The sequence below is a fragment of the Nocardioides sp. CCNWLW216 genome (genome assembly GCF_037120545.1).
Taxonomy (GTDB): Bacteria; Actinomycetota; Actinomycetes; order Propionibacteriales; family Nocardioidaceae; genus Nocardioides; species Nocardioides lianchengensis.
This window is the reverse complement of record NZ_JBBBBJ010000020.1, coordinates 1-19850: the sequence shown is the minus strand read 5'-3', so window position 1 is coordinate 19850 and position 19850 is coordinate 1. Positions and strand designations below refer to the sequence as shown.

At 75.0% G+C, this 19850-nt stretch carries 22 protein-coding genes; 12 read left to right on the top strand and 10 right to left on the bottom strand.

What is annotated here, in order from left to right; translation table 11 throughout:
• Positions 1 to 106 precede the first annotated feature (106 nt).
• Together V7S47_RS25470 and V7S47_RS25465 are read right to left on the bottom strand one after the other, a co-directional pair.
• Positions 107 to 538 carry a hypothetical protein gene (locus V7S47_RS25470; protein WP_336564235.1) on the bottom strand — a complete coding sequence of 144 codons (432 nt, stop codon included), beginning with the start codon at positions 536 to 538 and terminating at the stop codon, positions 107 to 109.
• The gene (locus V7S47_RS25465; RefSeq protein WP_336564234.1) at positions 535 to 1128 is read right to left on the bottom strand and encodes a TetR/AcrR family transcriptional regulator; all 594 of its coding nucleotides are present in this window, start codon (positions 1126 to 1128) and stop codon (positions 535 to 537) included. Before V7S47_RS25465 ends, V7S47_RS25470 begins: the two co-directional genes overlap by 4 nt.
• Before the next feature lie 54 nt (positions 1129 to 1182).
• Between V7S47_RS25465 and V7S47_RS25460 the strand changes: the two genes are divergently transcribed.
• The 7 genes from V7S47_RS25460 (at position 1183) to V7S47_RS25430 (ending at position 8317) form a co-directional block, all read left to right on the top strand.
• Positions 1183 to 4080: a type II toxin-antitoxin system Rv0910 family toxin gene (locus V7S47_RS25460; protein ID WP_336564233.1), complete on the top strand. Its 2898-nt coding sequence runs from the start codon at positions 1183 to 1185 to the stop codon at positions 4078 to 4080.
• A gap of 75 nt (positions 4081 to 4155) precedes the next feature.
• Positions 4156 to 5013, top strand: coding sequence for a 1,2-phenylacetyl-CoA epoxidase subunit PaaA (paaA, locus tag V7S47_RS25455; RefSeq protein WP_336564232.1), 858 nt, complete (start codon positions 4156 to 4158; stop codon positions 5011 to 5013).
• Positions 5010 to 5285 (top strand): 1,2-phenylacetyl-CoA epoxidase subunit PaaB, encoded by a 276-nt coding sequence (gene paaB / locus V7S47_RS25450; protein WP_090853776.1) that lies wholly within the window; start codon positions 5010 to 5012, stop codon positions 5283 to 5285. Before paaA ends, paaB begins: the two co-directional genes overlap by 4 nt.
• Positions 5286 to 5377: 92 nt before the next feature.
• Entirely contained in the window at positions 5378 to 6205 is an 828-nt protein-coding gene (gene paaC / locus V7S47_RS25445) for a 1,2-phenylacetyl-CoA epoxidase subunit PaaC (RefSeq protein ID WP_336564231.1), read from the top strand.
• Positions 6202 to 6678, top strand: coding sequence for a 1,2-phenylacetyl-CoA epoxidase subunit PaaD (gene paaD, locus V7S47_RS25440; RefSeq protein WP_336564230.1), 477 nt, complete (start codon positions 6202 to 6204; stop codon positions 6676 to 6678). Before paaC ends, paaD begins: the two co-directional genes overlap by 4 nt.
• Entirely contained in the window at positions 6678 to 7712 is a 1035-nt protein-coding gene (gene paaE, locus V7S47_RS25435; protein WP_336564229.1) for a 1,2-phenylacetyl-CoA epoxidase subunit PaaE, read from the top strand. The genes paaD and paaE overlap by 1 nt, the downstream gene beginning before the upstream one ends.
• Positions 7709 to 8317, top strand: a complete 609-nt coding sequence (locus V7S47_RS25430) for a TetR/AcrR family transcriptional regulator (protein WP_336564228.1) — start codon at positions 7709 to 7711, stop codon at positions 8315 to 8317. The genes paaE and V7S47_RS25430 overlap by 4 nt, the downstream gene beginning before the upstream one ends.
• 102 nt (positions 8318 to 8419) lie before the next feature.
• Here V7S47_RS25430 and V7S47_RS25425 read toward each other — a convergent pair whose 3' ends face one another.
• A complete protein-coding gene (locus V7S47_RS25425) occupies positions 8420 to 9478 on the bottom strand; it encodes an NAD-dependent epimerase/dehydratase family protein (protein WP_336564226.1) in 1059 nt (352 codons plus the stop codon).
• 157 nt (positions 9479 to 9635) lie between these two features.
• Between V7S47_RS25425 and V7S47_RS25420 the strand changes: the two genes are divergently transcribed.
• Positions 9636 to 10532, top strand: a complete 897-nt coding sequence (locus tag V7S47_RS25420) for an RNA polymerase sigma-70 factor (RefSeq protein WP_442945383.1) — start codon at positions 9636 to 9638, stop codon at positions 10530 to 10532.
• 47 nt (positions 10533 to 10579) lie between these two features.
• A complete protein-coding gene (locus V7S47_RS25415; RefSeq protein WP_336564224.1) occupies positions 10580 to 11329 on the top strand; it encodes an SDR family oxidoreductase in 750 nt (249 codons plus the stop codon).
• Positions 11330 to 11333: 4 nt separating this feature from the next.
• Here the strand turns inward: V7S47_RS25415 and V7S47_RS25410 are convergent, their stop codons facing one another.
• Positions 11334 to 11810 carry a GNAT family N-acetyltransferase gene (locus V7S47_RS25410; RefSeq protein WP_336564223.1) on the bottom strand — a complete coding sequence of 159 codons (477 nt, stop codon included), beginning with the start codon at positions 11808 to 11810 and terminating at the stop codon, positions 11334 to 11336.
• A gap of 68 nt (positions 11811 to 11878) precedes the next feature.
• Here V7S47_RS25410 and V7S47_RS25405 point away from each other — a divergent pair, with 68 nt between their 5' ends.
• Positions 11879 to 12754, top strand: coding sequence for a LysR substrate-binding domain-containing protein (locus V7S47_RS25405; RefSeq protein WP_336564221.1), 876 nt, complete (start codon positions 11879 to 11881; stop codon positions 12752 to 12754).
• Between the two features lies 1 nt (position 12755).
• On the opposite strand, the gene mgrA is transcribed toward V7S47_RS25405, so the two are convergent.
• Positions 12756 to 13790, bottom strand: a complete 1035-nt coding sequence (gene mgrA / locus V7S47_RS25400) for an L-glyceraldehyde 3-phosphate reductase (RefSeq protein WP_336564220.1) — start codon at positions 13788 to 13790, stop codon at positions 12756 to 12758.
• Positions 13787 to 14485, bottom strand: coding sequence for a DUF1275 family protein (locus V7S47_RS25395; RefSeq protein ID WP_244509321.1), 699 nt, complete (start codon positions 14483 to 14485; stop codon positions 13787 to 13789). Before V7S47_RS25395 ends, mgrA begins: the two co-directional genes overlap by 4 nt.
• Before the next feature lie 23 nt (positions 14486 to 14508).
• Between V7S47_RS25395 and V7S47_RS25390 the strand changes: the two genes are divergently transcribed.
• A complete protein-coding gene (locus tag V7S47_RS25390; RefSeq protein WP_442945382.1) occupies positions 14509 to 14937 on the top strand; it encodes a GNAT family N-acetyltransferase in 429 nt (142 codons plus the stop codon).
• 97 nt (positions 14938 to 15034) lie between these two features.
• Here V7S47_RS25390 and V7S47_RS25385 read toward each other — a convergent pair whose 3' ends face one another.
• From V7S47_RS25385 to V7S47_RS25370, 4 genes are read right to left on the bottom strand one after another with little or no spacing between them, the layout of a single operon-like run.
• Positions 15035 to 16807, bottom strand: a complete 1773-nt coding sequence (locus tag V7S47_RS25385) for a sensor histidine kinase (RefSeq protein WP_336564219.1) — start codon at positions 16805 to 16807, stop codon at positions 15035 to 15037.
• Positions 16804 to 17610 (bottom strand): SDR family NAD(P)-dependent oxidoreductase, encoded by an 807-nt coding sequence (locus V7S47_RS25380; RefSeq protein WP_336564217.1) that lies wholly within the window; start codon positions 17608 to 17610, stop codon positions 16804 to 16806. The genes V7S47_RS25385 and V7S47_RS25380 overlap by 4 nt, the downstream gene beginning before the upstream one ends.
• On the bottom strand, positions 17607 to 18014 hold the full coding sequence (locus V7S47_RS25375) for a nuclear transport factor 2 family protein (RefSeq protein ID WP_336564216.1): 408 nt from the start codon (positions 18012 to 18014) through the stop codon (positions 17607 to 17609). Before V7S47_RS25375 ends, V7S47_RS25380 begins: the two co-directional genes overlap by 4 nt.
• Positions 18011 to 18889 carry a TIGR03619 family F420-dependent LLM class oxidoreductase gene (locus V7S47_RS25370; protein WP_336564215.1) on the bottom strand — a complete coding sequence of 293 codons (879 nt, stop codon included), beginning with the start codon at positions 18887 to 18889 and terminating at the stop codon, positions 18011 to 18013. The genes V7S47_RS25375 and V7S47_RS25370 overlap by 4 nt, the downstream gene beginning before the upstream one ends.
• 30 nt (positions 18890 to 18919) lie before the next feature.
• Between V7S47_RS25370 and V7S47_RS25365 the strand changes: the two genes are divergently transcribed.
• Complete coding sequence (locus V7S47_RS25365; RefSeq protein ID WP_336564213.1) at positions 18920 to 19756, top strand: SDR family NAD(P)-dependent oxidoreductase; 837 nt, start codon at positions 18920 to 18922, stop codon at positions 19754 to 19756.
• Positions 19757 to 19850: the final 94 nt, after the last annotated feature.

Here is a 19850-nt window from a genome sequence, read left to right as displayed (position 1 = left end):
GGGGGCCCCCCCCCGGGGGGGGGGTTCTCGGGGCCGGGGGGCGCCGTCCCCCCCTAGGGGGGGGCCGGACCCCCCCCCGTGCGGCGGCCCGCCCCCCTTCTGCAGGTCACGGCCCGTGCTCGACCTCGCCGACCTCGGTGACGAGGCCTCGGTCCCGCAGCACCTGCGCGGCGACGTCGACCGCGGCGAGCACGTGCGGGATGGTCTCGCGGTGCTCGTCGACCTTGGTCAGGGCGACCCGGACCTGCGTCGGGGGCGCCACGTCGAGGACCCGGAGGTCCACGGTGGCCCGCATCCCCCAGGTGCGGAGTGGGCGGACGACGTCGAGCAGCATCGTGTCGCTGAAGATCCAGGACCGGACGAAGGAGCCGAGCTGCAGCGTGGCGGACCCGTGGTCCCGCCTGACCAGCTCGGCCTTGGCGGCGACCAGACCGGCGACGAGGGTGTCGAGGGCTGCGTCCGGCGACGCGGCCGTGGTGATCGTCAGCGCCGGCTTGTCGTAGTGGTGGGCCTGGCGCAGCCGGCGTCGTTCCCTCATCGTCCGGTCTCCGTCAGCGTCACGAGGGCTTCCTTCCAGCGCTGGACGACCACGGCCGTCTGCTCGCGGCCGGGGCCGAGCATGCCGGTCATCGTCGTACCGGTGAGCAGGTCGATCGTGAACTGCACGAGGGTGGGCGCGCGCGGGTCGTCGCCGATCAGGGCGGTGACCGCGCGGTGGATGGCGCCGAAGAGCCGGGCCTGGAGGGGGACCAACGCCTCGAGCAGGGCGTCGTCGGTGCGGGCGGCGACCCAGAGCTCCAGGGCGGCGAGGAAGGCCGGGCTCTGCAGGTCGCGCCAGACCAGGTCGACGACGGCGTCCCAGCCGTGGCCGGGCGGCGGCCCGGCGTCGGAGGCGAGGACGGCGAGCCGCCGCGCGGCGATGTCCTCGACCACGCCGACCATCAGCGCGGCCCGGGTCGGGAAGTGGTGCAGCAGCGTGCCGCGCGCGACGCCCGCGCGCTCCTGGACGGCGCCGACGGTGGTGGCGCCGTACCCCTTCTCCAGCAGGCACGCGAAGGCCGCGTCGACGAGCAGGGCGCGGGTGGCGGCGGTGCGCTCGGCCTGGGTCCTGCGCGGCCGCTCGTCCATGGCGCTACCGTAGTGTCCCAGAAACAGTCTGACCAGACGGAAAGTGATGACGAGATGGCGAAGCTGATCCGCACGGCCCGCACCCTGGTGAGCGTCGCGCGCGCCGCCGTCTCCACTCGATCGGGCGTCGGGGCCGTCAGGGAGGGCGGTCCCGACGTTCCCCCTCCGGCGGGCCTGGAGGCGTTCGCGCGGCAGGTCAGCTCGACCCGGCTGCTGCCGGCGCCGCCCGAGGTCGTCGCCGAGGCCGTCCTCGACCTCGACCGCACCGCGGACTGGCTGACCCTGCACGCCGCCTGGCGCGGGGAACGGCCGGGCCGGCTGCGTGCCGGGGAGGAGTTCACCCAGCAGATCCGGCTCATGGACATCCCCGCCCAGGCACGCTGGAGCGTCGAGGCGGCCGGTCCGGAGGGCTTCGCGCTGCGCGGCACCGGCCCGATGGGCATCGTCATCGGGCTGTGGTGCACGCTCGCCCCGGCCGAGGGCGGTACGGCGGTCCGCCTCGACGGCGGTCTCGACGGCGCACCGGTCCGCGGCCCGGTCGGGCTCACCGCGGTCCGCAGCGTCGAGGTCGCGTTGGCCGAGTCGCTGGCCGCGCTCGAGCAGGTCGTGTCCGGGGGCGGCGCGCGGCTCCGGCTGTCCCGCGACCCGGTCCGCCACCACGCCACCGGCCGCGAGCTCGACCCGCGCACGCCGGTCATCGTCGGTGTCGGGCAGCTGGTGCAGCGCAAGCCCGACCTGAGCGTCCCGCGCGAGCCGGTCGCGCTGTCCGTCGAGGCGCTGCGCGGGGCCGTCGCGGACAGCGGCGCCACCGCCGACCTGCTCGCGCAGGCCGACCTCGTGTACGCCGTGCCGAGCGCGAGCTGGACCTACGGCAACCAGGCGGGCCGGGTCGCGGAGCTGGTCGGGGCGACGCAGGCCGGCACCGTGCAGTCCTCGCCGTACGGCGGCGACGGTGCGCAGCTGGTCGTCAACGACGCGGCCCAGCAGGTGGTCGACGGGCACGCGGACGTCGTACTCCTGACGGGGGCGGAGGCCGGCGCCACCGTGGCCGCGCTGCAGGCGGCGGGGCGGACGCCCGACTGGCCGCGGGTCGCCGAGGACGAGCGCCCGGACCGGATGATCGGGGTCGACCGGCCGGCCAACAACGAGGCCGAGACCGCGGTCGGGCTGGGCGCGCCGATCTACGCCTACGCGCTGGTCGAGTCGGCGCTGCGCGGCCGCGCCGGCACGTCGTACGACGACCACCGCGCCACCCTGGGCCGGCTCTGGTCGCGGCTGTCGGAGGTGGCCGCGCGCAACCCGTTCGCCTGGGACCCGACCGCCCGCACGGCCGCCGAGGTCGCCGACCCGGCGCCGGGCAACCGCTGGGTGAGCGACCCGTACACGAAGCTGATGTGCGCCAACCTCCAGGTCGACCTGGCGACGGGGATCGTGCTGACCAGCGTGGCCGCGGCCGAGGCGGCCGGCGTACCGCAGGAGAAGTGGGTGTTCGTGCACGCCGGGGCGTCGGCGACCGACGAGTGGTTCGTCTCCGAGCGGGCCGACCTGGCCGCCTCGCCGGCCATCGCGGCCGCGGGCGCAGCGGTCCTCGACCACGCCGGGCTGGCGATCGAGGACGTCGACCTGGTCGACCTCTACTCCTGCTTTCCGGCCGCGGTGCAGCTCGGCGCGCACGCGCTCGGCCTGCCGCTCGACGACCCCGACCGGCCGCTCAGCGTGACCGGCGGGCTGACCTTCGGCGGCGGGCCCGGCAACAACTACGGCAGCCACGCGATCGCCACGATGGTGCCGTTGCTGCGGGCGGCGCCCGCGCAGGTCGGGCTGTCGACGTCACTGGGCTGGTACGCGACCAAGCACGCGATCGGCGTCTACGCGGCGACTCCGCCCGCGCGGGCCTACGCCCACCTCACCCCGGCCTTCGAGCGCCCCGCCCCGCGCCCGGTCCGCACCACGCTCGAGGGGTCCGGGGTCGTGGAGGCGGTCACCCGCCCGTTCGACCGCGACGGTACGGCGGAGGCCGCGATCCTCAGCGTGATCGCCGACGACGGGGCCCGGGTGCTGCTGCGGATCGAGGACGGGCCGACCCTCGGCGTCCTGGACGAGGCCGACCTGCTGCGGACCCGGGTCACCTACGACGGCGGCGGGCTGACCGTCGACACGTCCGCGCGCCTGGAGCTCCCCGCGCCGCCGCCCGCCCCGGTGCGGACCTCGCGGGAGGGGGCGGTCGCGGTGATCACCCTGGACCGCCCCGCGGTGCGCAACGCGATCGACCACCGCACCGCGGTCGCACTCGAGCGCGCGCTGGACGACGCGGAGGCGGACCCCGCCGTACGAGTGCTGGTGCTGACCGGCGCCGGTGACCACTTCTGCGCGGGCATGGACCTGGCCGCCGCGAACCGCGGCGAGCTGCCGATCACCGACGGCCGGGGTCCGCTGGGCATCACCGCGCGCCCGCCGACCAAGCCGCTGGTCGTCGCCGTCGAGGGCGCGGCCCTCGCGGGCGGGTTCGAGCTGATGCTCTGCGGTGACCTGGTGGTCGCCGCGGACGGCGCGCTGATGGGGTTGCCCGAGGCCCGGCGCGGGATGGTCGCCGCCGCCGGCGGGCTGCTCCGGATCGGGACCCGCCTCCCGCGCGCCGTCGCCCTGGAGCTGGCGCTGACCGGCGAGCCGCTGCCGGCGTCCCGGCTGCACGAGCTCGGGCTGGTCAACCGCGTCGTACCGCCGGGCACGGCGCTCGACGTCGCGCTCGGGCTGGCCGCCTCGATCGCCGCGTCCGCCCCGCTGAGCGTCGCGGTCGGCAAGCGGATCGTCGACGACGCGTCCTCCTGGTCGGCGGAGGAGGGCTTCGAGCGGCAGACCGAGCTCGCGACGCCGGTGATGCTCTCCGACGACGCCCGCGAGGGGGTCGCGGCGTTCGCGGAGAAGCGAACGCCGGTGTGGACGGGGCGGTGACCTCGGCCTTGTGACGCCTGTCACGCCGTGCCACCATGTTTCCCGACCGATCGGTCGGGAAATGCGGGAGGCGCGGTGGACGACCTGGAGCGGCAGTTCGAGGAGACGGTGGCGCGGCACGACCGGATCGAGCCGCGCGACTGGATGCCGGAAGGCTACCGGCGGACCCTGGTGCGCCAGATCGCCCAGCACGCGCACTCCGAGGTGATCGGGATGCAGCCGGAGGGCGCCTGGATCACTCGCGCGCCCAGCCTGCGGCGCAAGCAGGTGCTGCTCGCGAAGGTGCAGGACGAGGCCGGCCACGGGCTCTACCTCTACTCCGCCGCCGAGACGCTCGGCGTCACCCGCGACGAGCTGGAGGCGCGGCTGATGAGCGGCGCGCAGAAGTACTCCTCCATCTTCAACTACCCCACCCCGTCGTACGCCGACGTCGGCACGATCGGCTGGCTCGTCGACGGCGCCGCGATCTGCAACCAGGTGCCGCTGTGCCGGACGTCGTACGGGCCGTACGGGCGGGCGATGGTGCGGATCTGCAAGGAGGAGTCGTTCCACCAGCGGCAGGGCTTCGAGCTGCTGATGACGATGATGCGCGGCACCGACGAGCAGCGGGCGATGGTGCAGGAGTCGGTCGACCGGTTCTGGAAGCCGGCGCTGATGATGTTCGGCCCGCCCGACGCCGAGTCGCCGAACACCGCGCAGTCGATGGCCTGGGGCATCAAGCGGCACACGAACGACGAGCTGCGGGCGAGGTTCGTCGAGATGACGGCGCCGCAGGCCGAGGCGCTGGGGGTGACGCTGCCCGGCAACGACGTCGACTGGGACGAGCTGAAGCGGGTCGTGTCCGGGGACGGGCCCTGCAACGCCGAGCGCCTCGCCCACCGGCAGCAGGCCCACGACGACGGTGCCTGGGTGCGGGAGGCGGCGAGCCGATGACCGGACCGCTCTACGAGGTCTTCGTGCGCGCCAAGCGCGGGCTCAACCACGTCCACGTCGGGTCGCTGCACGCGGCCGACGACGCGATGGCCCTGCGCAACGCCCGCGACGTCTACACCCGCCGCAACGAGGGGGTCTCGATCTGGGTGGTCCGCGCCGATGCGATCACCGCCTCCAGCCCGGACGAGAAGGAGCCGCTCTTCGACCCGGCCGGCGACAAGGTCTACCGGCACCCGACGTTCTACGAGGTCGGCGATGTCCCCCACCTCTAAGATCACCCCACGGCGTTCTTCGTCTCCTCCGCTTCGCTCCCCCGACGAACAACGCCGCGGGGGCCCAGATCCTGCGGGGCTGGGGTGCTCGCGTGAATGAATCGCCGTACGACGGCCTCGACGCGACCGACCCGGCCCACTGGGCGTTCGGCACCGGCTTCGCGGACCCGCTCGACGGCATCGATCCGCACGTCCCCGACGGCGTCGACCGAGTCGCACTGGCCGCCCTCTGCCTGCGGCTCGGCGACGAGGCGCTGCTGCTCTCGCACCGGCTGTCGGAGTGGTGCAGCCGCGCCCCCGACCTGGAGACCGACGTGGCCCTCGCGAACGTCGCGCTCGACCTGCTCGGCCAGGCCCGGCTGCTGCTGGCCCGGGCCGCCGTCGCGGACCCGGGCGTCGTCCCGGAGCTGCCGGCCGGCTCGCCGGTCCCCGCCGAGGACGCCCTGGCCTTCTTCCGGGACCCGCCCGCCTGGACCGGCTCCCGCGCCGCCGCGCTCGCCAACGGCGACTTCGGGCACACCGTCGTCCGGCTCTTCCTCGCCTCGACGGTCCGGCTGGCCGTGCTGCAGCGGCTGACCGGCCACCCCGACCCGGTGCTCGCCGCGGTCGCCGCGAAGGGGGTCAAGGAGCTGACCTACCACCGCGACTGGTCCGGGCGCTGGGTCGTCACGCTGGCCCGCGGGACGCGGGAGTCGCGACGTCGTACGACGGCCGCGCTCGGGCAGCTCGCCCCCGCCTGGGCCGAGCTGCTGGACCGCGACCCCGCCGTACGTGACGACGTGGAGGCGGTCCTCGACCAGCTCCTCGACGCCGCGGATCTCGAGCGGCCGGACGAGGGCGGCGAGCTCGCCGACGACCTAGCCGACCTGCTCGCCGAGATGCAGTCGGTCGCCCGCGCGCACCCGCAGGGGCGCTGGTGAGCGCCTACGACGTGGCGGCCACCGTCACCGACCCCGAGCTGCCGATGCTGACGATCGCCGACCTCGGCGTGCTCCGCACTGTTGCGGAGGTCGGCGGCCGCGTCGAGGTGGCGATCACGCCGACGTACTCCGGCTGTCCCGCCCTCGCCACCATCCGCGACGACCTGGTCCGCCGCCTCGCCGAGGAGGGGTACGACGACGTCCGCGTCCGGGTCGAGCTGGACCCGCCGTGGTCCAGCGACCGGATCACCGACCGCGGTCGGGCCGCGCTGGCCGAGCACGGCATCTCCCCGCCGGGTCCCGCCCCGGCCGGGCCCGTCGTCCTCACCCTGGCCCCGCCCCGGCGGGCGGTCCGCTGCCCGCGCTGCGGCGCCGCGGCCGACCGGACCTCGGAGTTCGGGCCGTCGGCCTGCACCGCGCTCTACCGCTGCCCGGAGTGCCTCGAGCCCTTCCAGCACGTCAAGGAGATCTGATGCCGCTGCTCGAGGTGGCCCGGGTCGACCGGCTGACCGACGACGCGGTGGCGGTGACCTTCGCCGTCCCCGACGACCTCGCGGAGGTGTTCGCCTTCGAGGCCGGCCAGTCGCTCACCCTGCGCCGGGTCGTCGACGGCGTCGAGCACCGCCGCTCGTACTCCATCTGCGCCCCCGTCGGCGCCCCGCCCCGCATCGGCGTGCGCGAGATCCCCGACGGGCTGTTCTCGCGCTGGCTGGTCCGCGATGTCGCGCCCGGCGCGACGGTCGAGGTGCTGCCGCCGACCGGCCGGTGGCGGGTGGAGCCGGGTGGTCGCCACCTCTGCATCGGCGCCGGGTCCGGCATCACGCCGCTCCTCTCGATCGCCGCGACCGCGCTGTCCGGCGACGGCGAGGTCACGCTCCTCTACGGCAACCGCACCAGCGGCTCGGTGATGTTCGCCGAGGAGCTCGCCGACCTGAAGGACCGGCACGGGCCGCGGCTGTCGGTCGTGCACGTGCTGAGTCGTGAGCCCCGCGACGTGGACCTGTTCAGCGGACGTCTCGACGCCGACCGGCTGCGTCGGCTGCTGACCACGGTCGCGCCGGTCGACGGGGTCGACCACGTCTGGGTCTGCGGCCCCTACGCGCTCGTCGTCGAGGCACGTGCGGTGCTCGCGGACCTCGGCGTACCGCCCGAGCGGGTGCACGTCGAGCTCTTCCACGTCGACGAGCCGCCGCCCGCCGTCGTCCGGGCCGAGGCGGCGCCGACCGGGGCGACGAGCGAGGTGACCGCGGTGCTCGACGGTCGCGCGGTCACGACCCGGGTGGCGCGCGAGAGCCGCGTGCTCGACGGCCTGCAGGCGGTCCGCGCCGACCTGCCCTTCGCCTGCAAGGGCGGCGTCTGCGGCACCTGCCGCGCGCTGGTCCGCGAGGGCGAGGTCGACCTGCGCCGCAACTACGCGCTGGAGCCCGACGAGGTCGACGCGGGCTACGTGCTCACCTGCCAGAGCGCGCCCGTGTCGGACCGCGTCGTGGTGGACTTCGACGCATGACCGAGACGCGGGTCCGCCGCGGCCGCCCCGGCCACGACCAGGCCACCGTGCTGCGGGTGGCCATCGACCTCTTCATCGCCCGTGGCTACGACGCCGTCAGCATGGCCGACCTGGCCGCCGAGCTCGGGCTGTCGAAGTCCTCGCTCTACCACCACGTTCCGAGCAAGGAACGGCTGCTCAAGCTGGCCCTCGACGAGGCGCTCGCCGAGCTGACCGCCGTGGTGGACGCGGCCGCCGACGGGGGCGGGGCGGCGTACCCGCGCCTGCGCCGGGTGGTCGAGGACAGCGTCCGTCTCCTCGTCGCCCACCAGCCGGCCGTCACCCTGCTGCTCCGCGTCCGCGGCAACACCGCCGTGGAACGCGCCGCCCTCGACCGCCGGCGCCGGATCGACGCCCGCCTCGCCGGTCTGGTCCGCGCCGCGGTCGCCGAGGGCTCCCTGCGTGACGACCTCGACCCGGAGGTGGTCTCCCGCCTGGTCTTCGGCATGGTGAACTCGCTGGTCGAGTGGTACGACGCCGCCGGCCCCGTCGAGGTCGGCGCGCTGGCCCGGACGGTCGTCGCGACCGCGCTGGAGGGTCCGGCGCGGGGGTCGTCTCCTGGTTGATCGAGCGCTCGCTCAACCAGGGAGGGCTGTTCGTCGAGCGATCGTTCGATCAACGAGAAGGCGACCCCGACTCCGTCACCCCGGGGCTGCCCCGACCAGGCGTCACGGGGTGCGCCGCTGCCCCACCGGCCCCCGCCGTACGGCGTCGCCGACCGTCTGGGCCAGCGAGCGAGGTCGGAGGACGGCGGTCGGGCCCGAGGCTGAGGTCCGCATCCCGTCCAGCACCTCGGCGAACACCTCGGGGGCGGACCGCGAGGGCATCCAGCCGAGCTCGGAGCGGGCGCGGCTGGAGTCGAGGTGCGGCAGCGCGAACCCCATGTCGAGCCAGCCGGCGTCGATCTGCTGCAGGTGCAGCCGCCAGCTCACGTCGACGCCGGCGCGAAGGACGGCCGACGGCACGTGGACGAGGCGGGCGCCGAAGGCCGCGGCGATATCGGCGGCCGTGAGCGGTGCCGCGGCGGCCAGGTTGAACGCACCCCCGGCCCGCTGGTCGAGGACGCGGCCCAGGGCGTCGGCGACGTCGTCGGCGTGCACGAAGGCGATCCGCAGGCCGCGGTCGAGGGGGAGCAGCGGGAGGTGCCCGAGGACCCACGCCGGGACCAGGCCGGGCACGCCGTACCGCATCAGGGCGCTGCCCGCCGCGCGCTGTCCGACGACGCCCGGGCGCATCCGGGTGATCACCAGGTCGCCGCCCTCCGCGGCGTCGAGGAGGCGCTCCGCGGCGACCTTGTGCCGGCTGTACGGCGAGGTGGGGATGCCACCGGTGGGGTACGACTCCGCGACCGGACGGTCGTCGGAGGCCGGGGAGTAGGCGCCCAGCGAGGACTGGTGGACCAGGTGCGGGACGCCGGCGGCGCGGACGGCGGCGAGCACCCGGCGGGTCCCGCCGACGCCCAGCCGCTCCAGGTAGTCGAGGTCGTGCGAGGGCTGGAAGCCCCAGGCCAGGTGCACCACCGCATCGGCGCCGGCGAAGATCCCGGGGAGCGGGTCCTCGGCGGCCGTCAGGTCGACCGAGTGCCACTCGACCTCGCGCCCGCCGACGGTCGGGGTGTCGGGGATGCGGCGGGCCAGGCCGACGAGCTCGTGGTCGCCGGTGGACGCGAGGTGGCGGAGCAGGGCGGTGCCGACGTTGCCGGTGGCCCCGGTGATGACGATGCGCATGAGGTCCGGTGCCCGACGGGTGCTCGTCCCACCGGCCCGCTTCGTACCCGGACGGACACAAGTCGCCCCGGACGCGACGTCCCACGCTCAGCGCGACCGGGCGACCCCGACTTGTGTCCGTCCGTGTACGACGCCGCCCGGGCCCCCGTCGAGCAGAATGCTCGGCGTGAGCACTGTCGCCGACCCCGGCCTGGAGGCGTTCGACGAGTCGCGACCGCGGCTGTTCGGCATCGCCTACCGGATGCTCGGCAGCGTCGCGGAGGCCGAGGACGTCGTGCAGGACGCCTGGTTGCGCTGGCAGCAGACCGACCGCAGCGTCGTCGAGAACCCCGCCGGCTTCCTCACCACCGTCACCACCCGGCTGGCGATCAACGTCGCCGACTCCGCGCGCCGACGCCGCGAGGTGTACGTCGGCCCGTGGTTGCCCGAGCCGGTCGACACCAGCGCCGACCCCGCCCTGGGTGCGGAGAACGGCGAGGCGCTGGAGGCGGCGGTGCTGGTGCTCCTGGAGCGGCTGCCCGCGCGGGAGCGGGCGGCGTACGTGCTGCGCGAGGCGTTCGACTACCCCTACCCCCGGGTGGCCGAGATCCTGGAGATCAGCGAGGCCAACACCCGCCAGGTGGTGGCCCGGGCCCGCCAGCACGTCGCCGAGCACCGGAGCGCGCCGGTCGACCGGGCGGAGCACCGGCGACTCCTCGAGGCGTTCGTGAGCGCCGCGCGGGGCGGCGACCTGGGCGACCTCGAGCGACTGCTCGCGGCCGGGGTGGTCAGCACGTCGGACGGCGCGGGCGTCACCCGCAACGCGGCTCGGGTGCCGATCGTCGGCCGGTCGAAGGTGGCGCGGGTGCTTGCCGCCTTCCGCGACCGGTTCTGGACCGGATCGACGATCACCTGGCTGGAGACCAACGGCCGACCGTCGCTGCTGGTCCGGCACGGGGACGAGCCCGCGGCGGTGCTGGCGATCGAGGCCGGGCCCGACGGCATCGAGCAGCTGCTCTGGGTGATGGCGCCCGACAAGCTGTCACAGATCGGGCGGCTGCCCGGTCAGCACTGACGAACCGGGCCGGAGACGCCGGACCGGACGTCAGAGAGGCACATGTCATGAAGGTCGTCGTCATCGGGGGAACCGGGCTCATCGGGTCGCAGGTCGTCGCGCTCCTGCAGGAGCAGGGGCACGAGGCGCTCGCCGCGTCGCCGCAGAGCGGGGTCGACGTGATCACCGGGGTCGGGCTGGCCGAGGCGTTCGCGGGCGCCGACGTCGTCGTCGACGTGACCAACTCGCCGGTCTGGGAGGACCAGGCGGTCCTCGACTTCTTCACCACCTCGACCCGCAACCAGCTCGCGGCCGAGCGGGCGGCCGGGGTCGGCCACCACGTCGCGCTCGCCATCGTCGGCGCCGAACGGCTCCCCGGCAGCGGCTACCTGCGCGCCAAGGTGGCCCAGGAGCAGCTGATCGTCGAGTCCGGCGTGCCGTACTCGATCGTCCGGGCGACCCAGTTCTTCGAGTTCGTCTCCTGGATCGCCGACGCCGCCACCCGCGACGACGGCGTCCACCTCGCCCCCATCGGTTTCCAGCCGGTCGCCGCCGCCGACGTGGCCCGGCTCGTGGCCGAGACCGCGGTGGGGGCTCCGCTGGACGGGACGGTCGAGATCGCGGGCGCCGAGAAGGTGCGGATGGACACCTTCGTGGCGAAGGTCCTCGCCGACCGGGGCGACGACCGCGTGGTCGTGGCCGACCCGTCGGTCGGCTACTTCGGCGGGGCCGCCGTGGCCGACGAGATCGTCCCCGCACCGGACGCCGACCCGGTGATCGGGGCGACGTCGTACGCCGACTGGGAGGCCGGTCGCTAGGCGGCTAGAGGTCGAGCGCCATCGCCACGTCGGCGCGGGCGTAGGGGCCGGGCTCGTGCTCGTCGGCGCCGAGGTGGCGGAAGCCGTGCTGCTCGTAGAGGTGCACGGCGGACGCCAGCCGGCGGTTGCTCTCCAGCTCCAGCCGGGTGGCGCCGAGCTCGCGGGCCCGGTCGAGGGCGGCGGCGACCAGGGACCGGCCGATGCCGTGGCCCTGGTGGTCGGGGGAGACGGCCATCTTGACCAGGTCCATCACGCCGGGGCGGGTCACGGCCAGGGCGACGCAGCCGACCACCTCGTCACCCAGCCGCGCGACGAGGACCGCGCCACCCGGCGACACCAGCTGCCCCACCGGGTCCTCGAGCTGGCGGCGGTCCTCGGCCTCCAGGGCGAAGTACTGGCCGATCCACTCCTCGTTGAGTCGCCGGAAGGCGTGGGCGTCGGTGTCGTCGCGGAGGTCGTCGATGGTGATCGTGCTGGTCATGCGTCCAGTGTTCGTGCTCCGTCGAGATAACTCCAAGACTTGTTCACGAGGATCGATAATCTGAATGCATGGATGTCGAGCTGCGTCTGCTCCGCGCGTTCGTGGCGGTCGCCGAGGAGCTGCACTTCGGTCGCGCGGCGGAGCGGCTGCGGGTCGCCCAGCCCGCGCTGTCGCAGCAGATCCGCCGGCTGGAGCGCGAGCTCGGGGTCCTGCTGCTGACCCGGACCTCGCGCAGCGTCGCGCTCACCCCGGCCGGCTCGGTGCTGCGCGACCGGGCCCGCGCGCTGCTCGGCCAGGTGCGGCGCGACCTGGAGGAGACGGTCCGGGTCGGGCGGGGCGAGGAGGGTCGGCTCGACGTCGGGTTCGTCAGCTCGGCGCTGCCGCTCGGTCCGGTCCAGCACGTGCAGTCCTTCCGGGAGCGCTGGCCGCGGGTCCAGGTCGCGCTCACCGAGGGCTACACGGCACGGCTGCTCGAGCTGCTGACCCGCGGCGAGCTCGACATCGCCGTCGTCCGCGACCCCGACCCGCGCGACGACGTCACCTGCACGACCTTCCACGTCGAGCCGTTCGTCGCGGTCGTCCCGGCCGGCCACCGCCTCGCCTCCCGCCCGAGCGTGCGGGCGCCGGAGCTGGCGGGCGACCCGTTCGTCTTCTTCCCGCCCGACGCCGGCGCGCTGGCGACCGAGCGCAACCTGGCGCCGGTCGTCGAGGACGGACGGGTGCCCGAGATCGTCCAGGTCGGGTCGTCCTGGGCCACCCTGCTGCACCTCGTGCGGGCCGGGGTCGGTGTCACGGTCGCTCCCGCGAGCGCGCTGCTCGTCGCGCCCGACGGCGTCGTCGCGCTCCCGCTGGAGGGCAGCGACCACCGCAGCGAGCTGGTCTGGGCCGTCCGCACCGGCGACGACCGGCCCCTCCTCCGCAACTTCGCCGCCGGGCAGCACTAGCTCACTCGCCCAGCCGGGCCGCCTGCCACAGGTCGATGCCGGAGTCGGTGGAGTGCTGCTCGATCGCGGCCAGCTGCTCGTCGGTGAACGCCGGACCGCTCAGCGCGGCGACGTTGCGGTCGAGCTGCTCGGGGCTGGAGGCGCCGATGACCAGCGAGCTCATCCGCGGGTCGCGCAGCGCCCACTGCAGCGCCAGCTGGGCCAGCGACTGTCCGCGCTCGGCCGCGATCTCGTTCAGCGAGCGCAGCAGCGCCACCATCTCGGGCGTGATCGAGTCGCGGTCGAGGGACTTGCCCTGCGTGGCCCGCGAGCCCTCGGGCACGCCGTCGAGGTACTTGTCGGTCAACAGCCCCTGGGCCAGCGGCGAGAACGCGATGCAGCCGGCGCCGACCTCCTCCAGCGTGTCGAGCAGGCCGTCGCCCTCGACCCACCGGTTCAGGACCGAGTACGACGGCTGGTGGATCAGCAGCGGCGTACCCAGGTCGGCGAGGATCGCGGCCGCCTCCAGCGTCCGCGCGGGGGAGTACGACGAGACGCCGACGTACAGCGCCTTGCCCGAGCGGACGATCGCGTCGAGGGCGCCCATCGTCTCCTCGAGCGGCGTCCGCGGGTCCGGGCGGTGGTGGTAGTAGATGTCGACGTAGTCGAGGCCCATGCGCCGCAGCGACTGGTCGAGGCTGGCCACGAGGTACTTCCGCGAGCCGCCGACCTGGCCGTAGGGACCCGGCCACATGTCCCAGCCGGCCTTGGTCGAGATCACCAGCTCGTCGCGCAGGCCGGCGAAGGACTGCTGCAGGTGCCGCCCGAAGTTCTCCTCGGCCGAGCCGTACGGCGGCCCGTAGTTGTTGGCCAGGTCGATGTGGGTGATGCCGTGGTCGAACGCCCGCTGCAGGGTCGCGGCCTGCCGCTCGAACGGCACGTCGTCGCCGAAGTTGTGCCACAGGCCGAGGCTGATCGCGGGGAGGTCCAGGCCGCTGCGGCCGACGCGGCGGTACTCCATCGCGTCGTAGCGGGCGGGGTCGGGGAGGTAGCTCATGCCCCGATCGTGGCACTCCCGCGGGCGTGCACGGCACCCACCACCGTCACGGCCAGGACGATGACGCCGGCGACGACCAGGCCCGCGCCCAGGTGCCACTTCAGCAGGGCGGCACCCGCGGCCGCGCCGGCGAGGATCAGGACCACGGCCGCCGCCCGTCGGCCGCTGCCCCCGCCCTTGCCGCTGCCGAGCACCGAGTCGGCGGCCAGGCCGGTGATGGTCGAGGTGACCACCACCGTGGTGACGTCCTTGACCGCGATGAACCGGGCTGCGGCCGCCTGCACGCCCATCGCCGCCCCGAGCAGGGTGGTCACCGCGAGCGCGAGCGGCTCGGCCAGGTCGTCCTCGACCACCCACAGGACCACGGCCAGCGCGACCATCACCACGCCCACCCCGGCGAACAGGAGCGTGGTCCGCCGCGTCCACGCCCCGGCCGCCCGCTTCAGCACCCGGCCGCCGAGCGCGGCCCCGGCCATGAACCCGACCAGCGCGAGCACCGGGCCGAGCACCGGCAGGTCGTCGGCGCCGACGAGCGCCATGCCGAGGATGACCACGTTGCCGGTCATGTTCCCGGTGAACACCCGGTCCAGGCCGAGGTAGCCGACGGCGTCGACGATCCCCGTCCCGAAGGTCAGCGCCAGCATCAGCAACAGGTGCATCCGGTCGGCGGGTACGGCGCGCAGGCGGTCGGTCACGTCGGGATCCTAGGATCGCCCGCGTGGACGAGGTGACGCTGCGGTCGGCCGTGGACGACGACGCCGAGGCGCTGGTCGCCTTCTGGGCGTTCGCCGGCGAGAACGAGTCCCGGCCCACCGACCGGCCGGAGATGATCACCGGGCTGCTGGCGCGCGACCCGTCCGCGCTGCTCCTCGCGACGGTCGACGGCGAGATCGTCGGCACGGTGATCGCCGGCTGGGACGGGTGGCGGGCCCACCTCTACCGGCTCGCCGTACGCCCCGACCACCGGCGCCGCGGCCTCGGTCGGCTGCTGGTCGAGCGGGCCGAGGAGCGGCTCCGCGCCCTCGGCGCCGGCCGCTTCGACGCGATGGTGCTGGAGGGCAACGAGCTCGGCGACGCCTCCTGGCGGGCTGCCGGCTACACCCGCCAGGACGACTGGCGTCGCTGGTTCCGACCCTCCGGTGGTTGAGGAGGTCGCGCAGCGACCGTCTCGAAACCCGGTGAGCCGGGAGTCGGCATGGTCTGTCGGGTGCGGAGGCGGTTTCGAGACGGGACTTCGTCCCTCCTCAACCCCCGGTGGGCAGGGTGACCGTGAACGTCGTCCCGCGCCCCAGCTCCGAGCTGACCCGGACCGACCCGCGGTGCCGCTCGACGATGGTGGCCACGATGGCCAGGCCGAGGCCGGTGCCGGGCTCGCGGAGGGCGTCGGGATTGGTGGTGCGGAAGAAGGCGCGGAACAGCCCGACCTGGTCCTCCTCGGAGATCCCGAGGCCGTCGTCGGCGACCTCGACGACGACCGTGTCGTCGCGGCGGGCGGCGCAGACCGAGACGGTGCCGCCGGCCTGGGTGTACTTCACCGCGTTGCTGGTCAGGTTGCCGACCACCTGGTCGATCTCGTTCGCGTCCCCGGGGACGACGAGGCCGCCGGGCCCGAGGTCGACGCGCAGGTGCAGGCCCTTGGCCCGCGCGGTCGACCCGACGAGCGCGACGACGTCGGCGGTCACCGCGCCGACGTCGACGGGGACCGGCACCAGCGGGTGCTGCGGGTCGCTGACCCGGGCGAGCAGCAGCAGGTCGTCGACGACCTTGCCCATCCGGTGGGTGCCGCGGGTCATCGCCTGGTGGTAGCGCCGGGCCGTCTCCTCCAGGTCGAGCTCGCCGAGCATCTCCAGGTTGCCGGAGATGACGGTCAGCGGCGTGCGCAGCTCGTGGGAGAGGGTCGCGATCAGCTGGGTGCGGTAGTCGTCGAGCTGCTGCAGCTCGCGGACCAGGTTGCGCTCGCGCTCCAGGGCCCGGGCGGTGACCAGCGCCGCGCCCAGGTCGTGCCCGATCTCCTGCGCGGAGGCGGCCTCGACGGCCGACCAGCTCGGGTCGTCGGGCCGTCGGGTGAGCACCAGCAGGCCGACGCACTCGCCGCCCGCACCGAGGGGTACGGCGAGCGCCGACGCCAGCTCGAAGTCCGCCAGCTGCTCGGTCGCCAGCGCGCGCACCCGGTCGCCCACGTCGGTGCCGGGCGGGACCGGGGAGCCGTCGGCGGTGACGACCACGGCCCGCTGCTCGGCCCACAGCCGCGGGGCCACCTCGCGGGCCATCTCGACCATCGGGTCGGGCAGCGTGACCACGTCGCTGTCGCGCGACCGGGCGTACCCGATCGACGGGCCGTCGGTCCCGAGGACCTGGATCCACGAGCCGGAGGCGGTGAACCCCTCGACGAGCGGGTGGTGGGTGTACTCGAGCACCGCCTGCAGCGACGCGTGGGCCGGCATCGACGCGGACCGGACCAGGCGGCGGGCCGCCTCGGCGTGCGCGATCTGCTGGACCAGCTCCTCGCGCTCGAAGGCGGTGAGGACGGCGCGCTCGGTCTGGGCGGCGTACCGCTCCAGGAGCCGCCGCTGGGCGCCGTCGGGCCGCATCCGCGAGATCGGGCGGTCGACCGACAGGCAGCCGACCAGGGTGCCGTCGTCGTCGCGGAGGAAGCCGATCAGGGCGTCGAGCGGGTGCCACGCGTCGGGGACGTCGAGCGGCTCGTCGGCCGCGACGAACCAGCTGCCGTCGAGCTCGCCGTCGTACTCCTCGGCGGCCAGGAAGGTGAACCGGCCCCAGCTGGTGCCCTGCTCCGCGACCTGGTCCAGGCTCGAGATCGGGTCGGCGTGCTCGAAGACGTACTCGCGCCACTCCTCGGACCCGGTGTAGGCGACGGTGACCAGCAGGCCGTCGAGGACCACGGACAGCACGGCGGTCTCGAATCCGATCATCTCGGCGACCGACTCCACCATCAGCTGGAGCACCGCCCGCGCCGAGGAGTCGGACCACGCCGACCCGTCGGCGGGCGCCGTCACGGGCGGTCCGGGAGGTTGGTCCAGCCCTTGCCGTCGGCGCGGCGGTACCAGCCGGACGCCGCGAGAGTCCCTCCGTCCACGGCGACAGTCTGCCCGGTGACGAACCGGGCGTCGTCGGAAGCGAGGAAGTCGACCACGGCCGCGTAGTCGTCCGGCCGCCCGAACCGGCCCAGCGGCACCCACCAGGGGACCGACGCGGGGTCACGCCCGCGCAGCATCGCCGCCGCCGGGGTCTGATCGGTGTCGGCCAGGTCGGGCGCGACGGCGTTGACGCGGACGCCGTACGGCCCGGCCTCGACGGCCAGGCTGCGGGTGAAGGCGACGACGCCGGCGTTGAAAGCCGAGTACGCCGCGTGCCCCGGGATGCCGCGGAACGCCTCGACGGTCGCGTTGTTGACCACCGCCCCCGAGCCCTGCTCGACCATCACCGGCAGCAGGGCGTGGGTGACCTCGAGGACGTGGCCGAGGTTCAGGTCGTGCAGCCGCCGGCGCTGCTGGCGGGTGCTGTGCAGGAAGGTGCGCGACGCGGGCCGGAAGTCGCCGACGTTGTTCACCAGCACGTCGAGCCGACCGAGGTCCTGCACCGCCTCGACCAGGCGGCCGACCGTCGCGTCCTCGGTGACGTCGCCGACGACCGTCCGGCAGTGCCCGCCCGCGGCCTCGACCTCGGCTGCGGTGACCTCGGCCGCCGGGCCGTCGACGTCGACCAGCACCACCAGGTCGCCGCGGCCGGCGAGCCGGCGGGTCACCGCGCCGCCGATGCCGCGGGCGCCGCCGGTGACCGCGCTGACCCGGGGGCTCATCGGCCGACCTGCCGCTCCTCGGCGAACCGCAGGTCCAGCTCCCGGCGTGCGAAGAACCAGTGGCCGGCGATCCGCCGGTACTCGTCGCGGTAGACCAGGTGCCACACGTGGTCGGTCCCCTCGTCGACGTGGTGCGCGACCGCGGTGACCCGGCCCGTCACCGCGTGCGGGCCGGTGCGGTCCAGCACGATGCCGCCGATCTCGTGGGCGGTCCTCCTGACCCGCTCGAGCGCGCCGAGCGCCTTCCGTACGGCGGGCCGCCCGGCGACCGGCTCGCGGCGCGCGGGCACCAGCACGCCGTCCAGCGTGAACAGCGCGGCGGCCCGGTCGAGGTCGCGGTCGTCGACGTACGCCGCGTAGCGGTGCACCAGGTCGTGGACGGCCAGCGTGTCCTCGGGGCTCACAGCCCCAGCCGTCCGGCGCAGGCCGACAGGGCGTCCCGGGCCCGGTCGAGGTCCGCGGTCGGCGCGGTCGCGAGCACCAGGCGGTCGGCCCCGAGGGCGGCCAGCCGCTCCGCCTTCGCCGCGTCGACCCGGTCGACCAGGTGGCCCAGGGTCAGCTCGAGCGCCTCCGGGTCGCGCCCAACGCGGGTGGCCTCCTCGCGCATCAGCGCGACCAGCCCCGCGAGCTCCTCGCCGGCCACGCCGAGCGGCTGCAGGCCGGCGCCGTACCGGCCGGCGCGGCGCGCGGCCGCCCGGCTGTGGCCGCCGACGTGCACAGGGATCCCGCCGGGGCGCACCGGCTTGGGGTAGGACATCGCGCCGCGGAAGGAGAAGAACTCGCCGTGGTGGTCCACCCCCTCCGGTCCGTGGTCGGACCACAGCGTGGTGAGGACCTGGAGCTGTTCGTCCGCACGACGGCCGCGACTCTCGAAGTCCACCCCGCAGGCCTCCACCTCCTCGCGCATCCAGCCCATCCCGACGCACAGTCGGAGGCGCCCGCCCGAGAGCGCGTCGAGGGTGGCCAGCCGCTTCGCCAGCACGACCGGGTGGTGGTCGGGGAGCACCAGCACGCCGGTCGCGAGGCCGAGGGTCGTGGTCCGCCCGGCGAGGAAGGCCAGCAGCTCGAGCGGGTCCGGCACGTCGCAGTCGTCCGGCAGCTCCATCCGGCCGGAGGCGTCGTACGGGTAGGTGCTGGTGTAGCCGGCCGCCACCACCGCGTGCTCGACGACCACCACGCCGTCGAACCCGCAGGCCTCGACGTGCTCGGCCCAGGCGGCGATCCAGGCGGGGTCGGCGGTGGTGCCGGCCGCGACGGGCGCGATCACGTCGTACTGCATGACGGGAACCTAGCGGGCATCATGCCCCCCGTGGACCGCCCTGTTGCCCTCGTGACCGGCGCGAGCCGGGGGATCGGCCGCGAGACGGCGCTGGTGCTGGCGCGCGAGGGGTACGACGTCGCGTTCACCGCGCGCACCGAGGTCGAGGGGACCGGCACGGTGCCGGCCCGGACCGCCGCGGAGGGGCCGCTCGTGCACGCCGTGTCGGGCAGCCTGGAGACGACCGCCCGCGAGCTCTCGTCGTACGGCGCCCGCGCGCTGCCGGTCCGGATGGACCTCCACGACCTCGGCTCGGTCCGCGCGGCGGCGGCGAGCGTGCTCGCTGAGTGGGACCGCATCGACCTGCTCGTGCTCAACGCGATCAGCCACGTCCCGCACGCCCGGCTGCTCGACCTCGACCTCGACGCGTTGGGACGCAGCCTGGAGGCCAACCACGTGCACCAGGTCGCGCTGGTCCAGGCCGTGCTGCCGGCCATGGCCGCCGGGGGCGGCGGCACGGTCGTCGCCGTCTGCTCCGCCTCCGCCACCATCGACCCGCCCGCCCCGCCCGGCGAGGGCGGCTGGGGGCTCGGCTACTCCTCGGCCAAGGCCGCCTTCGGCCGGATCGCGGGCGCGGTGAACGCGGAGTACCGCGCCGCCGGGGTCCGCGCCTTCAACGTCGACCCGGGCTTCGTGGTCACCGAGTCCGGCGCCGCCCGCGGCGGCACGGCCGCCATCGCCGACCGCGGCTTCGACTCCTCGCCCGCCGACGCCGTCGGCCGCTGCGCCGCCTGGCTGGCCACCTCGGCCGACGCCGACCGGTTCCTCGGCAAGGTGGTCTGGGCGCCGCGGCTGGCCGAGTCGCTGGGCCCGCCGGCCGAGCTGTAACGCGATGTTCGCCGCCCTAGGGACGCGCTGCAGCGCGGACCGAGTGCGGGGGACCAAGCGGTTACGCGGGGGCGGGGCCCGCCCCCCCACCCCC

Coding starts and splice junctions, on each gene's coding strand:
- V7S47_RS25470 (WP_336564235.1), bottom strand. CDS start 538: ATGAGGGAACGACGCCGGCTGCGCCAGGCCCACCACTACGACAAGCCG.
- V7S47_RS25465 (WP_336564234.1), bottom strand. CDS start 1,128: ATGGACGAGCGGCCGCGCAGGACCCAGGCCGAGCGCACCGCCGCCACC.
- V7S47_RS25460 (WP_336564233.1), top strand. CDS start 1,183: ATGGCGAAGCTGATCCGCACGGCCCGCACCCTGGTGAGCGTCGCGCGC.
- paaB (WP_090853776.1), top strand. CDS start 5,010: ATGACCGGACCGCTCTACGAGGTCTTCGTGCGCGCCAAGCGCGGGCTC.
- paaE (WP_336564229.1), top strand. CDS start 6,678: ATGCCGCTGCTCGAGGTGGCCCGGGTCGACCGGCTGACCGACGACGCG.
- V7S47_RS25430 (WP_336564228.1), top strand. CDS start 7,709: ATGACCGAGACGCGGGTCCGCCGCGGCCGCCCCGGCCACGACCAGGCC.
- V7S47_RS25425 (WP_336564226.1), bottom strand. CDS start 9,478: ATGCGCATCGTCATCACCGGGGCCACCGGCAACGTCGGCACCGCCCTG.
- V7S47_RS25420 (WP_442945383.1), top strand. CDS start 9,636: ATGCTCGGCGTGAGCACTGTCGCCGACCCCGGCCTGGAGGCGTTCGAC.
- V7S47_RS25415 (WP_336564224.1), top strand. CDS start 10,580: ATGAAGGTCGTCGTCATCGGGGGAACCGGGCTCATCGGGTCGCAGGTC.
- V7S47_RS25410 (WP_336564223.1), bottom strand. CDS start 11,810: ATGACCAGCACGATCACCATCGACGACCTCCGCGACGACACCGACGCC.
- V7S47_RS25405 (WP_336564221.1), top strand. CDS start 11,879: ATGGATGTCGAGCTGCGTCTGCTCCGCGCGTTCGTGGCGGTCGCCGAG.
- mgrA (WP_336564220.1), bottom strand. CDS start 13,790: ATGAGCTACCTCCCCGACCCCGCCCGCTACGACGCGATGGAGTACCGC.
- V7S47_RS25380 (WP_336564217.1), bottom strand. CDS start 17,610: ATGAGCCCCCGGGTCAGCGCGGTCACCGGCGGCGCCCGCGGCATCGGC.
- V7S47_RS25370 (WP_336564215.1), bottom strand. CDS start 18,889: ATGCAGTACGACGTGATCGCGCCCGTCGCGGCCGGCACCACCGCCGAC.